The organism is Micromonospora sp. CPCC 206061, assembly GCF_036906915.1.
GTDB lineage: Bacteria > Actinomycetota > Actinomycetes > Mycobacteriales > Micromonosporaceae > Phytohabitans.
Window position 1 is genome coordinate 233,090 of the sequence record NZ_JBAKHX010000004.1, and the last position, 15,366, is coordinate 248,455.

Annotated in this window: 13 protein-coding genes; 4 read left to right on the forward strand and 9 right to left on the reverse strand. The window is 70.2% G+C overall.

Annotation, left to right across the window (positions count from 1 at the left end):
* Positions 1-110: 110 nt before the first annotated feature.
* Positions 111-1,178, forward strand: a complete 1,068-nt coding sequence (locus V6V89_RS05430; protein ID WP_334617813.1) for a S1 family peptidase — start codon at positions 111-113, stop codon at positions 1,176-1,178.
* A 51-nt stretch (positions 1,179-1,229) separates the two neighbouring features.
* Here the strand turns inward: V6V89_RS05430 and V6V89_RS05435 are convergent, their stop codons facing one another.
* The gene (locus V6V89_RS05435) at positions 1,230-2,459 is read right to left on the reverse strand and encodes an FAD-binding oxidoreductase (protein ID WP_334617814.1); all 1,230 of its coding nucleotides are present in this window, start codon (positions 2,457-2,459) and stop codon (positions 1,230-1,232) included.
* Between the two features lie 131 nt (positions 2,460-2,590).
* On the opposite strand from V6V89_RS05435, the gene V6V89_RS05440 reads away from it, so the two are divergent.
* A complete protein-coding gene (locus V6V89_RS05440; protein ID WP_334617815.1) occupies positions 2,591-4,678 on the forward strand; it encodes a S9 family peptidase in 2,088 nt (695 codons plus the stop codon).
* A gap of 4 nt (positions 4,679-4,682) precedes the next feature.
* Here the strand turns inward: V6V89_RS05440 and V6V89_RS05445 are convergent, their stop codons facing one another.
* On the reverse strand, positions 4,683-5,621 hold the full coding sequence (locus V6V89_RS05445) for a threonine ammonia-lyase (protein WP_334617816.1): 939 nt from the start codon (positions 5,619-5,621) through the stop codon (positions 4,683-4,685).
* A 66-nt stretch (positions 5,622-5,687) separates the two neighbouring features.
* On the opposite strand from V6V89_RS05445, the gene V6V89_RS05450 reads away from it, so the two are divergent.
* The gene (locus V6V89_RS05450) at positions 5,688-6,224 is read left to right on the forward strand and encodes a DUF4352 domain-containing protein (protein ID WP_334617817.1); all 537 of its coding nucleotides are present in this window, start codon (positions 5,688-5,690) and stop codon (positions 6,222-6,224) included.
* Here the strand turns inward: V6V89_RS05450 and V6V89_RS05455 are convergent.
* Genes V6V89_RS05455 through V6V89_RS05470 form a run of 4 tightly spaced genes read right to left on the reverse strand, consistent with a single transcriptional unit; the run spans position 6,214 to position 10,448 of the window.
* Positions 6,214-7,650 (reverse strand): FtsX-like permease family protein, encoded by a 1,437-nt coding sequence (locus V6V89_RS05455; protein ID WP_334617818.1) that lies wholly within the window; start codon positions 7,648-7,650, stop codon positions 6,214-6,216. The genes V6V89_RS05450 and V6V89_RS05455 overlap by 11 nt on opposite strands.
* Entirely contained in the window at positions 7,647-8,336 is a 690-nt protein-coding gene (locus V6V89_RS05460; RefSeq protein ID WP_334617819.1) for an ABC transporter ATP-binding protein, read from the reverse strand. The genes V6V89_RS05455 and V6V89_RS05460 overlap by 4 nt, the downstream gene beginning before the upstream one ends.
* Positions 8,333-8,872, reverse strand: coding sequence for a PadR family transcriptional regulator (locus V6V89_RS05465; protein WP_334617820.1), 540 nt, complete (start codon positions 8,870-8,872; stop codon positions 8,333-8,335). The genes V6V89_RS05460 and V6V89_RS05465 overlap by 4 nt, the downstream gene beginning before the upstream one ends.
* 46 nt (positions 8,873-8,918) lie before the next feature.
* On the reverse strand, positions 8,919-10,448 hold the full coding sequence (locus tag V6V89_RS05470) for a fused response regulator/phosphatase (protein WP_334617821.1): 1,530 nt from the start codon (positions 10,446-10,448) through the stop codon (positions 8,919-8,921).
* 85 nt (positions 10,449-10,533) lie between these two features.
* Between V6V89_RS05470 and V6V89_RS05475 the strand changes: the two genes are divergently transcribed.
* The gene (locus tag V6V89_RS05475) at positions 10,534-10,884 is read left to right on the forward strand and encodes an STAS domain-containing protein (RefSeq protein WP_334617822.1); all 351 of its coding nucleotides are present in this window, start codon (positions 10,534-10,536) and stop codon (positions 10,882-10,884) included.
* A gap of 155 nt (positions 10,885-11,039) precedes the next feature.
* On the opposite strand, the gene glpK is transcribed toward V6V89_RS05475, so the two are convergent.
* From glpK to V6V89_RS05490, 3 genes are all read right to left on the reverse strand, one after another.
* Positions 11,040-12,557: a glycerol kinase GlpK gene (gene glpK / locus V6V89_RS05480; RefSeq protein WP_334617823.1), complete on the reverse strand. Its 1,518-nt coding sequence runs from the start codon at positions 12,555-12,557 to the stop codon at positions 11,040-11,042.
* Between the two features lie 144 nt (positions 12,558-12,701).
* Complete coding sequence (locus V6V89_RS05485; RefSeq protein ID WP_334617824.1) at positions 12,702-13,451, reverse strand: hypothetical protein; 750 nt, start codon at positions 13,449-13,451, stop codon at positions 12,702-12,704.
* A complete protein-coding gene (locus tag V6V89_RS05490) occupies positions 13,429-15,264 on the reverse strand; it encodes a hypothetical protein (RefSeq protein ID WP_334617825.1) in 1,836 nt (611 codons plus the stop codon). Before V6V89_RS05490 ends, V6V89_RS05485 begins: the two co-directional genes overlap by 23 nt.
* Positions 15,265-15,366: the final 102 nt, after the last annotated feature.

Here is a 15,366-nt window from a genome sequence, read left to right on the forward strand (position 1 = left end):
ATTAGTTCTTGTGAATTACCGGACGCAGTGAGAGCCTCATCGCGTCTGGGCATTCAGATTTGTTGATCTCTGCGATGTCCGGCACCCCCGACACATCCCAGGAGGATCAAGTGAGATCCACGAGCTTCTCCGTTCGCCGCGCCGCGGTCATCCTCGCGGCGCCCGTCCTACTCCTCGGTTCCGTTCTCTGGCCGTCCGCCGCGCAGGCGGCTCCCTCGCCACTGCGCGCCGACGGCGCCGCAGCAGCCACGACGCTCGCCAGCACACTCGGCGCCAAGTCGGCCGGCGCCTACCTCGACGCCGCGTCCGGCCGCATGGTCGTCACCGTCACCGACTCGGCCGCCGCCGACCAGGTACGGGCCGCCGGTGCCGTCGCCAAGACCGTCAAGTACAGCGCCGCGCAACTCGACGCGGTCACCGCGAAAATCGAAAAGGCGGCCGCGATTCCCGGCACCGCCCGCGCCACCGACCTGGCCACCAACCAGGTCGTGGTAACCGTCGACAGCACCGTCACCGGGGCCAAGCTCGACACCGTGAAGGCCGCGGTCGCGGCAGCCGGAGACGCCGCCCGGCTGGAGCACACCGCTGGCCAGTTCAGCCTCCGGATCGCCGGCGGCCAGGCCATCTACAGCAGCAGCTCCCGCTGCTCGCTGGGCTTCAACGTGCGTACCCCCAACGCCTACTACTTCGTCACCGCCGGGCACTGCGGCCGGGTCGGCGCCACCTGGTACGCGAACTCCAGCCGCTCGACGGTGATCGGTGCGGCCGTGGTGTCCAGGTTCCCCGGCGACGACTACGGCATCGTCCGGTACGACAACACGAGCGTCCCGCACCCCAGCCAGGTCTACCTGTACGGCGCGGGCAGCCAGACCATCACCTCGGTCGGCAACGCGTTCGTCGGCCAGTCCGTCCGGCGCAGCGGCAGCACCACCCAGGTCCGCAGCGGCACGGTGACCGCCGTCAACGCGTCCGTCACCTACCCGCAGGGCACCGTCGGCGGCCTCATCCGCACCAACGTGTGCGCGGAGCCCGGCGACAGCGGCGGCTCCCTCTTCGCCGGCACGACCGCGCTCGGCATGACCTCTGGCGGCAGCGGCAACTGCTCCAGTGGCGGCACGACGTTCTTCCAGCCGCTGAACGAGGTGTTCTCGACGTACACCAACCTGTCTCTCGCCTGATCTCCCCGCGATCCAGAGCCGCCGGACCGGGTCCGGCGGCTCGATCGCGTCTCAGATGCCGAAGAAGCGGCCTGGGGCCAGGCGACCATCCGGGTCGAAGCGGGCCTTGACCCGCCGTAACACGTCCTGGGTCGCCACCGGGCCCCACATGTCGACGGCCTCTCGCACCGGGCCGGGGGCGGAGACCACCACGCACGAGCCGGCCCTTGCCAGCAGGACCCCGCGGACCGCGTCGAGGATCGCGACCGCCCGTTCGGGCCGGGTGTCGCCGGGCAGCGCGGCATGGACCACGCCGACACCGGCGGACCCGCGTACCGGCACCGGATGGCCGGCGGCGTCGCGCAGCGCGTAGACGGCGGCGTGCAGGTCGGACGTCGGCACGGTGATCCGCAGCGCGATGTCACGCGGCCGGGCCGGGTATCGGCCCCACCACTCGGGCGGTTCGCCGTAGATCTCGGCGTCGCCGCCGAGCAGCGTCGCCACCCGCCGCGCCTGCTCGGCCACCACCGCCGGTGCGCCCTCGACCAGTACAGCCAGAGCGCCCAGGCCACGCGGACCGCGTAGGGGCAGGTCGACCTCGATCGCGGCCACCTGCACCGGGTCGGCGACCACCACGTCGACGAGGTCGTGCACCTCGAGCGGCGTCCACACGGAACGGTGCACCCAGGCCCTGGAGGCGGGGGCGGCCAGCACCTTGAGCGTCGCGGCGACCAGCACGCCGAGGCCGCCAAACGAGCCGCACAGCAGCCGCCCCACACCTCGACCGGCGGAGTGGCTGAGCAGCCCATTGGGACCGACGTAGCTGACGCCCAGCAGCTGGTCGCCGGGTGTGCCGTGGCGGTGGGCCAGCGGTCCGGACTCGTCGGTGGCGATGACGCCGCCGATGGTCGCGCCGTCGGACGCCGGATCGAGCGCCAGCCGCTGGCCGACGCGACCGAGCGCGGCCTGAGCCGCCCGCACGGGCGTGCCGGCCCCGATCTCGGCGTACGACTCCTCCAGCGGGTGGTGCCAGATGCCCGCGAGGCGGCCGGTGTCGACGAGCAGGTCGAGGCGGCCCGGGCGGGAGCCCCAGTGGAGCTTGGTGCCGGCGCCCCGGGCGACCACCGCGAGGCCGTGCTCGGCGGCAACCCGCAGCACCGCCGAGGCACCGTCGACCGAGGCGGGAACGGCGACCCAGGTGGGCGTCACGCCGGCCACCGCATCGGCCGCGGCTCCCCGCCGGGCGGACCGGACGCCGCAGATGCCGACCAGCTCGCGGAAGACCCGACCGCCCGTTGCCATCGAACAAGTGTACGACTGGACGCATCTCGCCGCTACTGTGTCAGATGCCCTGGGCCGCTTCGCTCCCGCCGCTTTGTGCGGTCTGCGGGCGACGCGCGCTCACCTGTAGCGGCCCGGTAACGTGGTGCGGCGTGAGCACCGACACCGCCTCGACCCCACCGGTCGCCAAGCGCGTCCCCAGCGAACGCACCCACCACGGCGACACGGTCGTCGACGAGTACGCCTGGCTCGCGGCCAAGGACGACCCGGAGACGATCGACTACCTGAAGGCGGAGAACGCCTACACGGAGGCCGCCACCGCGCACCTGGCCAGCCTGCGCGAGTCGCTGTTCGAAGAGACGAAGCGGCGCACGAAGGAGACCGACCTGTCGGTGCCGGCCCGGAAGGGCGGCTACTGGTACTACACGCGCACTGTCGAGGGGCAGCAGTACGGCATCCACTGCCGCCGCGCCGTACGCGCCGACGAGAGCGCGCCTCCATCCACAGCGGACGGTGCGCCGCTGGACGGCGAAGAGGTTCTGCTCGACGGCAACGCGCTGGCCGAGGGGCATGACTTCTTCGCGCTGGGCACGTTCGACGTGAGCCCAGACGGGCGCTGGCTGGCGTACTCGACGGACTACGCCGGCGACGAGCGCTTCACGCTGCGCGTCAAAGACCTGAGCACCGGCGAGGTGCTGCCCGACGAGGTGCCCGACGCGTTCTACGGCAGCGCCTGGTCGGCGGACGGCTCGACGCTGTTCTATCTGACTGTCGACGAGGCCTGGCGGCCGTACCGGGTGTGGCGGCACGCGATCGGCACCCCGCCCGCCGACGACGTTGTGGTCTACCAGGAGGACGACGAGCGGTTCTGGGTTGGCGTCGAGCTGACCCGCTCCGAGAAGTTCATCGTGATCGAGGCCCACAGCAAGGTCACGAGCGAGGCGCGGGTGATCCCGGCCAGCAACCCGACCGGCGAGCCAGCGGTGATCGCGCCGCGCCGGCAGGGCCTTGAGTACTCGATCGAGCACCACGGTCACCGGTTCCTGGTTCTCCACAACGACGGCGCGGAAGACTTCGCGCTCGCCTACACGTCGGCGGACGCGCCGGGCGAGTGGACCACCCTGATCCCGCACACGCCGGGCACCAGGCTGGAGTCGGTCGACGCGTTCTCTAACCACGTGGTGGTGTCGCTGCGCAAGGACGGCCTGACGGGCCTGCGGGTGATCCCCGACGGTTCGACCGACTCGTACGACATCGCCTTCCCGGAGCCGCTCTACAGCGTCGGCCTGGAGGGCAACCCCGAGTACGCCACGACGAGCGTGCGGCTGCACTACGTGTCGTTCGTGACGCCCGACTCGGTGTACGACTACGACCTGGTCACTCGCGAGATGGTGCTGCGCAAGCAGAAGCCGGTGCTCGGCGGCTTCGACCCGGCGGGATACGAGCAGCACCGCGACTGGGCGGTCGCCGACGACGGCACCCGGGTGCCGGTCTCGCTGGTCTGCAAGGCCGGTACGCCCAAGGACGGCTCGGCGCCGTGCGTCATCTACGGGTACGGCTCGTACGAGGCGAGCATGGACCCCTGGTTCTCGATCCCCCGGCTCTCGCTACTCGACCGTGGTGTCATCTTCGCGGTCGCGCACATCCGGGGCGGTGGTGAGCTGGGCCGCCGCTGGTACGAAGACGGCAAGATGCTCGCCAAGAAGAACACCTTCACGGACTTCGTGGCCTGCGCGCGGCACCTGGTCAAGGCGGGCTGGACGTCGACCGACCGGCTGGTCGCCCGGGGCGGCTCGGCGGGCGGTCTGCTGATGGGCGCGGTGGCCAACCTCGCACCCGACGCCTTCACGGGCGTGGTGGCGCAGGTGCCGTTCGTCGACGCGCTCAACTCGATCCTCGACCCGTCGCTGCCGCTCACTGTCACCGAGTGGGAGGAGTGGGGCGACCCGCTCCACGACCCCGAGGTGTACGCGTACATGAAGTCGTACACGCCGTACGAGAACGTGACGGCGGTCGACTACCCGGCGATCCTGGCCGTGACCAGCCTCAACGACACCCGCGTGCTCTATCACGAGCCGGCGAAGTGGATCGCCAAGCTGCGCGCCACCGTCCCGGCCGGAAACTACCTGCTGAAGACGGAGATGGGCGCGGGCCACGGCGGGCCGAGCGGCCGGTACGACGCATGGAAGGAGGAGGCGTTCGTCGCGGCCTGGATCCTCGACCGCCTCAACGCCGCCTAGGGGGCTAGATCACGCTGACGAGCAGGGCCGGGTCGACGTTGCCGCCGCTGATGACGGCGACCGTACGACCCGGCGGCAGCTCTGCCCGCCGGAAGAGGTGCGCGGCTGTGGCGACCGCCCCGCTCGGCTCCACGACCAGCCGGCTCTCCCGCACCAGGCGGCTCATCGCGGCCCGGATCTCCTCCTCGCTCACGGTCACGATCCCGTCGAGGCGCTCGCGCAGGTGGGCGAGAGTCAGCTCGGACAGGCCGGTCCGCACCCCGTCGGCGATTGTCCGGTAGGCCTGCTCGACCGGCCACGTGACCAGCTCACCCGCCGCGAGCGAGTCGCGCGCGTCGGCCGCGTACTCCGGCTCGACGCCGATCACGGCGGCTTCAGGTCGCAGCGCCTTGACCGCTGTGGCGATGCCTGACGCGAGCCCACCGCCGCCGACGGGTACCAGCACGACATCGACGTCGGGCAGGTCCGCGACGATCTCCAGCCCGATCGTGCCCTGCCCAGCGATCACGTCCCGGTGGTCGAAGGGCGGGATCAGGGTCATTCCACCCTCCGCGGCCAGCCGTTCCGCCTCGGCCAGCCGCCGCGCGGGCGGTACCAGGACGACCGTCGCGCCCAGCGCGCGTACCTGATCGATCTTGACCGCGGGTGCGATTTCCGGGATCACGACCATGCACGGCGCGCCGGCCGCGCGGGCCGCGTAGGCCAGCGCCTGGCCATGGTTTCCCGACGAGTGCGTGACGACGCCCCGCGAGCGGCGCTCCGCCGGCACCGACGCCACCGCATGGGTGGCACCACGGATCTTGAAGGAACCGACCGGCTGGAGGCTTTCGGGCTTGAGCAGAAGCTGGTCGTCCCACCGGCACGGCAGCAGCGGGGTGCGGACAGCGACGCCGGCGACGCTCACGGCCGCCGCCTCCACGTCGTCGATCGAGATCAGATCCATGCCGCCAAGATTGCCCGCTATCCCGCACGACAAAAGCCTAGAATCGCCCAAAGGGGGGTCGGGCGGATGCGCGGTCGGCTGGCCATCATCGCTGGCGCCGCCGTGGCCGCGGCCGTGCTGTGCTGCGGCGCGGGCACCGGCGTGGTCACCGGGGTGCTGCTCTGGGGCGACGACGTCTACGAACGGGTCGTGCGCGTGCGGGTGGACACCGTCGGGCTGGGCGAGGCAGGACGGGACGGCAGCCTGGAGTTCCGCGTCAACGACGTGCAGTGCGGCATCGTCCAGGTCGGCGACCCGTACATCAACCAGACCGCCGTGGGGCAGTTCTGCCTGATCCAGCTCACCGTGAGCAACGTCGGGAGCCGGCCGGCCACGTTCGCCGACACGCTACAGCGCGCGTACGGGCCGGACGGGGCCCGCTTCGCCGCCGACAGCGGCGCCGGCATCCTCGCCAACCCGGAACAGCAGCTCTTCCTCAACGAGATCAACCCGGGCAACCGCGTGGCCGGCGTGGTCGTCTACGACATCCCGCCGGACAGCCGGATCGCCGAGCTCGAACTGCACGAGACCGAGAACTCCGCCGGCCTCCGGGTCACACTCTGAGCTCCTCGATCGCTGTGCTCGCGCGCAGAAAGAGCAGGCCGGCTCCGACGACCGCGAGCACCGCCACCACGGCGCCAGCGCCGAGCAGCGCCAGGTCGTCAAGGGGTACTGGTACCTCGCGCACGACGCTGTCCTGTCTGGAAGCGTCGCCGAACAGGCCCCGGGACAGCCCCACCCCAACCGCTAGCGCGGTCGCGATCCCCAGTACCGCCGGAGTCAGCGACTGCCACATCACAGCCTTCGCCAGCGTGGATCGGGGCACGCCGGTCGCCACGAGCGCGGCGTACGACCGCCGGCGGGACACGATCGACTCGGCGAGCGCGACGACCAAGCCGCCCGCGGCGATGACCAGGCCGACCGCGATCGCGATGTTGATGAGGTTGAACGCTCCGAAGTAGAAGTCGGTGTCGCGCGGTTCGATGGTCACGCCGCTGGGGGCGGACCGCTCGGCCGCCTCCCGCTCCACCTGGAAATCGGTGGCGAACGACGAGCGCACCCCCGCCGCCCCGCCGCCGAAGACCAGGCACGCGAGCAGTCCGGCGAGCGTGCGGCTGCCGTTCCACGGGTCGGCCATCAGGCGCCGTGCCGCCAGCAGGGTCGCCGGCCGCCGACCGAAGCGGTGCATGAGCCAGCCCGTCCTGTATGAGATCCAGCCGGTGCCCGCCACGACACCGACCGTGGCGCACGCCAGTCCCAGGAAAAGCAGTACCAGGAGCAACGCGGGTGTATCGCCTTCGAGCTGCCGCGACAACGGCACGATCGACGCCGTGATGACGAGGCCCACGATGATCAGCACGCCTGGCCACGGCATCGGGGGCCGGTCTCGCACGCGCCGGACCACCCCGAACGGCGTGACCACGACCCGCCGGAGCTGTAGGACCGCGAAGAGCATGGCGACCGCCGGGATGCCCAGGCACACCGCGGCGATCCACCAGGCTGGCGGCACCACGTCGGTGGGCAGCGGCAGCTTGCCGTCGGCACCCGGCCTGTGCAGCAGCTCACGGCCGCCGAAGTACGCGCCCACCCCGGCCGCCGTGCCCAGCACGCTGGCCAGACCGGTCTCGGTCGCGGCGATCGCGATCGCCTGGCCCGGGCTGCCGCCGGCGAGCCGGATCGCGGCCAGGCGGCGGTCCCGCGACGGCGCCCCGAGCAGCGCGCACTGACCCGCGAGGGCCAGCACCGGGATGGTGAGCAGCACCAGTACCACCACGACGCCCGGGCGGAGGCCGGCTTCCGCGATCAGAGCATGGCGGTACTGCGGACTCACCCTGGAGCCGTTGTCCTCCACGGTCGGTATCGCGACGACGGTCAGCGCGGCGAGGTACGCCAGCGTGGCGAGACCGGCGGACAGGCCGGTCAGCGCCACCCGCGCCGTGTCGCTGCGGGTGCCGGCGAGTGCCAGCCGCACCAGCGCCCAGGGCTTCACGGCTGAGCCGCCACGGTGCCAAGGCCGGTCGGATCGGCCACGCCGTCGCGGAGCATGACCTCGCGGTCCCCGTAGGCCGCCACCTGCACGTCGTGCGTGACCAGCACGACCGTGGTGCGCTGCTCGCGGGCCAGCCGCACGATGTGGCCGAGCACCTGCTCACCGGCCAGCGAGTCCAGCGCACCCGTCGGCTCGTCGCAAAAGAGCACCCGCGGCTCGGTGACGAGCGCCCGCGCGACCGCGCAGCGCTGCTGCTGGCCGCCCGACATCTCGCCCGGCCGCTGGTCGGCGAGGTCGGCGACACCGAGCCGGTCCAGCCAGGACAGTGCCGCGGTCCGCGCCTCTCGCCGCCCCGTGCCGGCGAGAAGCAGCGGCAGCGCGACGTTCTCCGCGGCGGTCAACTCCGCCACGAGCTGCCCGAACTGGAACAGCACGCCGAACTCGGTGCGCCGAAGCGCCGCTCGTGCTCCCTCCGACCAGGTGTCGATGCGGTGCTCCCGGTAGGTCACCTCGCCGGCGTCCGGCCGGAGGATGCCGGCCATGCAGTGCAGCAGGGTCGACTTGCCGCAGCCGGACGGGCCGGTGACGGCGACGATCTCGCCCTCCTCGACATCCAGGTTGACGCCGCGAAGGGCGGGCGTCCGCCCGTACGACCGGACGAGGCCGCGGGCACTCAGGTAGCTCATCGGGTGATCACCTCTTCGTGCAGGTCGGCGACCCGGTCCAGCGTGGTTCGCAGCCAGCGCAGGTCCGCGTCGAGGTGGGCGATGCCGAAGTCGGCCGCGATCACGTCGCCGAGGGTGGCGTCCGGATCCGTCTTCACGCCGGTCAGCTCCCGCAGGCGGGCGGTGTGTGCCGCGCGTTGTGCGGCCAGGTACTCACGGGCCTGGTCCGCGTCGCCGACCAGCAGGGTGACGACGACCTTGGCGAGCAGCACGCTGGTGAGGTGCGGCATCGGTGCCTCCACGGCCGCGATCCACTCCATCAGCGCCTTGCGGCCGTCCTCCGTCAGCTCGTACGACGTGCGATCCGGCCCCGCGTCCCGATCCTGGCCCGCCGGCACGACGAGCCCGTCGCGCGCCAACCGGCCGAGCGTCGCGTAGACCTGCCCAAACGCCACCGGCTTGGCTCGCGGCAGCTTGAGGTCGTGCGCCCGCTTCAAGTCGTACCCGTGTTTGGGTCCGTCAGCGAGCAGCCCGAGAAGGACGTGGGGCGTGGACACGCCGGCAACTATTCATCCAGTGAATAGCCGCTGTCAACCCTGACCCTCAGTTACGCCGGATGGCGACAACCGCGATGTCGTCGCGGACCTCCGGCGCGGCCAGTTCGCGGACCAGCCGCTCGCAGAAGCGGTCCAGGTCGGCGTCGACCCGGGTCGCCGCCCCGGCCAGCTCTGCCAGGCCGACGTCGATGTCGGCGTCGCGCCGCTCGATCAGGCCGTCCGTGTACAGGATCAGCGTGCCGCCGCGCGGCAGCGTGAATCGCAGGTCGTCGGGGCGGTCGACAGCCACACCCAGCAACGGCGCGCGATGTTCCCGGTACGCGATCCTGCGACCAGCCGCGACCAGCGGCGGCGGATGACCGGCGCTTGCCATCCGGACCCTGCCGTTGCGCGGGTCGATGAGCAACAGGCACAGCGTGGCCAGCTCACCCGGCAGCAGGCGGCGCAGCAGCGTGTCGACCCGTGCCACCACGGCGGCCGGCTCGTGACCGTCCACCGCGTACGCCCGGACCGCGTGCCGCACCTCGGCCATCACGGTGGCGGCGTGCAGCGAATGGCCGGTCACGTCACCGATCGCCACCAGCAGCCGATCGTCGATCACCGTGAGCTCGTAGAAGTCTCCGCCAACCTCGGTATCAGCGGTTGCCGGTTCGTATCGCACGGCGAAGTCCCAACCAGGCACATCGGGCAGGCGCCGCTGCAGCAGGCTGCGCTGGAGGGTCAGGGCTATCCGGTGTTCCTCGTCGTACGAGCGCTGCGCCTCCGCCGCGACGGCCACCGCCTGCGAAAGTTGCCGCAGCACGGGGTATCCGGGCATCTGGGTCTTGGTCGGCACCGCGACGCTGACCGGCGGCCGGTCTTCTCGCAGCCTCGCCACCGCGACCGTCACCGTGTCACCGGCCGGCCACGCAACGAGCGGCCACTCGGCCGGCTCGTCCACGCGGATGGTCGTGCCGACCGGCGCCGGACGGCGGTCGGCCTTCCGCAGGTGCACGGTGGTGGACGCGTCTCGGCCATTGGTCGCGGCCGCCAGCAATTCGCCGTCGGCGGTCTCGGCGGTCGCCACGACCGGCCCGTCGAAGATCTTCGCGGCGCCTGCGGCCGCGGCCTCGACGAGCCGCGCGACGGACGGCGCCAGGTTGATCGCGAGGGCGGTGTCGGCGAGCCGGCCAAGGCGCTCCGCGAGCCCTTCGGCCTGCTGCCGAGCCCGGCAGTACCGCAGGACGGACTGGACGGTGACGATCAGCGCATCCGGGTCGATCGGCTCCGTGAGGTAGGCGTCGGCGCCGCTGGCCCGGTCGGCCATGTCGACCGCGTACTCCGACACGTGGACCACCGGCAGCGCGGCGTGCCGCGGGTCCTCCTTGATCCGTTCGCAGACCTCGAACCCGCTCTTATCGGGCAGCTTGACGTCGACCACCACCAGGTCGACGTGCTCAGCATCGAGGCAGGCCAACGCCTCCGCGCCGGTTCGGGCCTCAATCACCGCGTATCCGGACCGGCTGAGCACGTTGGCGAGTAGCTCTCGCTTGGCGGCGCTCCCGTCCGCCACCAAGATGGTCGCTGACTCGCTCACCAGCTCAATGTACGGCGCTTTTGCGCCCCTCTACTGCGCGTACCGGACGGGTGGAGTACCTTTCATCCCGTACGGGAGGTCGCGAATGTCGTTGACGGTAAGTACCGAGCAGCGCGGTGACGTTGTTGTCGTCGCGGTCGGCGGAGAGCTCGACATGGCTACTGCGCCACAGCTTCAGAACCAGATCAGCGATCTGCTCGACAAGGGCCGCAGTCGGCTCGTCTTCGACCTGTCCGAGCTGTCGTTCTGTGACTCGACGGGACTGTCCGTCTTCGTCCGCGCGAAGAACAGCTGCGACGAGGCCGGTGGCCAGGTCCGCATCGCCGCTCCCCAGCGCGGCGTGCTGCGCATCCTCGAGGTGAGCGGCCTGGTGGAGGTCCTCCAGACCTACCCCACGGTCGCCGAGGCCATAGCCCCCGAGCCCGCAACCGACTAATCCCCCCGCCCCGCCCCGGCCCGCCCGGCCCGTCCCACCCGCCCCGCCGGTCCCGCTTCTTGCCGTCGATCAAGGGCAAACGCACGTGTTTTGATCTCCAAACCACGTGCATTCGCCCTTGATCGATGCATTTCTCCTTGATCGACGTCGCTTGGCTAGTCGACCTCGATCCAGTTCAGGGTCCGCTCCACGGCCTTCTTCCACCTGGTGTACCCCTCGGCCCGCCGCTCCTCCGACCAGGTCGGCTGCCAGCGCTCGCTCTCGTTCCAGTTCTGCCGCAGCTCGTCGGTGTTCTTCCAGAAGCCCACCGCCAGGCCGGCCGCGTACGCCGCGCCCAGCGCGGTGGTCTCCGCGACCACCGGCCGGCTCACCGGCACACCGAGGATGTCGGCCTGCAACTGCATGCACAGCCGGTTGGCGGTCACCCCGCCGTCCACCTTGAGCACGTCGAGCCGCACCCCGGAGTCCTTGGCCATCGCCTCGGTGACATCGCGGCTCTGGTAGCAGATCGCCTCCAGCGTGGCCCGGGCCAGGTGCGCGTTCGTGTTGTACCGCGACAGCCCCACGATCACCCCGCGCGCGTCGGAGCGCCAGTAGGGCGCGAACAGCCCCGAGAACGCCGGCACGAAGTACACGCCCCCGCTGTCTTCGACCTGCGCCGCCAGCGCCTCGCTCTGCGCCGCGCCGCTGATGATGCCGAGCTGGTCGCGCAGCCACTGCACGGCCGAGCCGGTCACCGCGATAGAGCCCTCCAGCGCGTACACCGGTGGCTCGTCGCCAAACTTGTAGCAGACCGTCGTCAGCAGCCCGGACCGCGAGCGCACGATCGATGTACCAGTGTTCAGCAGCATGAAGTTGCCCGTGCCGTAGGTATTCTTCGCCTCGCCCTCGGCGAAGCAGACCTGGCCGACAGTGGCGGCGTGCTGGTCGCCGAGGTCTGCCGTCAACGGCACCTCCCCACCCAGCGGACCGCCTGCCCGGGTCACCCCGAAACGGTTCGGATCGGACGAGGGCCGGATCTCGGGCAGCATCGCCCGCGGAATGCCGAAGAACGACAGCAGCTCGTCGTCCCAATCCAGGGTCTCCAGGTTCATGAGCATGGTGCGGCTGGCGTTCGTCACATCTGTGGCGTGCACGCCACCGTCGACCCCACCGGTGAGGTGCCACAACAGCCAGGTGTCCGTGGTGCCGAAGATCGCGTCGCCGCGCTCGGCCGCCGCCCGGACCCCGTCGACGTTCTCCAGGATCCACTGCACCTTGCCGGCGGAGAAGTACGTCGCCGGCGGCAGGCCGGCCTTCTCGCGGATGACATCACCGCGCCCGTCGCGGTCGAGAGCGGCGGCAATCTGATCGGTACGGGTGTCCTGCCAGACGATCGCGTTGTAGTACGGCCGGCCGGTGCGCCTGTTCCACACCACGGCCGTCTCACGCTGGTTGGTGACGCCGAGCGCGACCAGGTCGGACGCGCTCAGGCCGTGGGCGTTCATGACGGTACCGATGACGGCCGACGTACGCTCCCAGATCTCCAGCGGATTGTGCTCCACCCAGCCGGCCCGGGGCAGAATCTGCTCGTGTTCGAGCTGGTGCCGCCCGACCACGTTCCCCGAGTGATCAAAGACCATGAACCGCGTACTGGTGGTCCCTTGATCAACCGCTCCGACAACCTGCCCCACGCCGTCCTCCACTCCCACGTCCGTCGCTGCCCGCTGCGCCCGCGCCCTGCCCCGCCGCTTCCGTCGATCAAGGGCAACCGCACGTGCTTTGATCTCTCTCCACGTGCGTTTGCCCTTGATCGTGGCAAACTTCCTTGATCGGCGTCAGACCCGGGCAGGCTTGGGCGCGTCCAACACCACCCCGAACTCGTTCACCTGCCGCTCCTCCCGCCACGGCGCACACGTCCACGCGCCGCCCGCGGCGAGCGTCGCCTCCCGCACCTCGCCGAGAAACGCGTTCAGCCGCGCCCCGTTGAGCCGTGACAACACCCGGTTGTCGAGCGGCTCGTCCCGCGGCACTCCGCCGCGCCCCATAGGCGAATTCCAAGGAAACCAAATATCCGTCGACGTAGCGAGTATGACCGACACCCTTTGCAGGCCGGGTAGGCTCTCCGAGCCGCCCTCAGCAGCGATCTCCAGCGGCTGGTAGGGATATCCGAACTCGTGGCCGACCATGTGTGCCAACTGGCCCATGTCTCTCACCCACGTTTCCGCTACGTCACCCTTCTCATCCGCATAGCTCAACATGGTGCACGCGACTGCGGGGTTTCGCATATTGGGGTCCAGAACGTCGCAAACGAACCCACGCGGTAGATGGAGGTCTTCTCTCGGGATCAGATCGGAATGCTCTCGGATAAAATCACCGATATAGCCGTCGCGCTGCCTCCTGTATCCCATCCGATCGATCGATTCGACGCGATAGATACCGGTGCGGTCGCCGACAGCCAGGACAGCCTCCTGCCATTGCAGCAACGACTCGGGATCTGCCTCTGCCCACGGGAAGACGGCCTCCCACCAGAAGACCTCGTTGCTATCGATGCTGTTCCAGTTGTTAGCAGGGGAAGCCAAGGCCACCGAACGACTCCTTCGACCACCTGTGGATTCCGCGCGCGTTCACAATGACCAACTGGTCGATCATTGCGACGCCATCCTCGCACAGTCTGATATCGCGGCTACTACGCAGGTATTGAGCGATAAGCATTGTTTCGCTCTGAGTAAAATGACCACTACGGGGCTCGACATAGATCAGCGCTATCTTCTCATACCCGGGAGGAGCAATCTGGCGAACGCCGCTCTGGTCGTCCACACCCCGAGATCCGTTCAGCTGCCCAACAGCAGCACGTATGGCCTGGGCAATCTTGTTGTTGCTCACCGACTTGAGTTGATAAGCACGTTTATTCGTTGTATCGAGGACGTCGGCGCCGTACTTTGTGCCGTCCACCTCAAGATAGCCATCAAGAATGACCTTCGCACGGCGGTCTTGGCGAAGGATCTCGGCTGTCTGTTCGATCTCGCGCCGCACGCCAATCTTGTCGGTAGCCGGCTGCTGAGCCGCGATTGGATGAGTGTTGATGTCGGCCTGCGGAAGGCGCCTTGTCAGGCCCTCGGGGTTGAGGAGGCGGCCGGAGTCGACGATGACTTTCAGCTCGGGGAGCAGGCCGAACTTGACCCCGTCGTGGACTGCGTCGACGGCCTTCTGGAGCTTCTCGTCTTGGCCGCGTTTCAAGTCCCTCGTCATCAGGTCGGCGGCGCGGAGCACTGTGGACTGGAACGCCGGATCGATCTGAGGCAGGTCCTTGTTGGGGTCGATGCCGCGCGTTCCCAGCCTGCGCAGCACGTCGGTGTCGTCGCCGTGCAGGGTCGGGCTGTGCACCCATGCCAGGTAGTCGACGAAGACCTGGGTTCGCTGGCCGCGCTGGGCGGGTGGCGCCGGGTTATCGAAGGGCATCACCGCTGTGGTCAGCTCGGCGCCGGGAGCGAGCGTGCCGAGCGGGAACGACTGCGGGGCTTTCATGCCTGGGGTGGCGAACGCGTGGACGGTGGCGTCGCCGGGTGCGGTGCCGACATTGGTCACGGTCACCGACCAGGTGCAGACCGGGGACGTGCAGTCACTTGAGTTGATTTTAGTCTGAAAGACAGGCAGGGCGGCGGGGAGATCGGCGATCGCGGGTGGCCCTGACGAGGCCGTGTCGGGCAGGACTTTGACGACGGCCTCGCGCACCCCTTGGGCCGCCGTCGCGGTGGCGGGCTCGGGCAGGATCGCCGCGTACGGCGGCCGAGCGATCGGATCGGCAGGCGCCGGCGCACGCAGCGCGGCGGGCTGAAAAGCGCCGAGGGCGACGGGTTTGGAGAGAGCGCGGTCGCGGATAGGGCCGCCCAGCCACACGAGGCGGCGCGGCTTGTCGGCGGTGACCAGGGCGGTCCAGTCGCCGGCGGTGACCGTGACGACGCGCTGGCCGGCAACCGTGTCCACAGCGTCGTCGGCGGAGCCGCGCCGGCCGATCGATTCGACGAGGTCCGCCAGCGCGTCCGGGTTCAGCGCCGACGCCACGTCGAGGGGGTACGCCATGTCGGGCTCGGGCCTGATCCAGCGACCCACCGCGCGCTTGAGTGGTCGTGGCGCCCGCCGGGACCAGAAGGAGGCGTCGCCGCGAACGGCGACCCCACCGGGGCCGGCGACCAGTTCGGCGCGGCCGGCGGTCGGGTCGGTGATGGTGCCGCTGGCGTAGCGGTCGGCGGTCACCACGAAGTCGCCCGTTATGCGGCGACCGTCGGGGGCCTCGTACACGACGGCGAGCTTGACCGCCGGCGCGGCGCGCAGGCCTTCGGCGGCCGCCCCGATGTCAGGGCCGGTCAGGGCGCGCCAGGCGAAGACCGCGACGGTCACCATGAGGACCAGTGTCAGCCCGGCGCACACCAGTCCGACGACGAGCAGACGGCGCGGACGCATGACGGGTCACGCTACTACGCGTACCTCGTCGATCGCAGC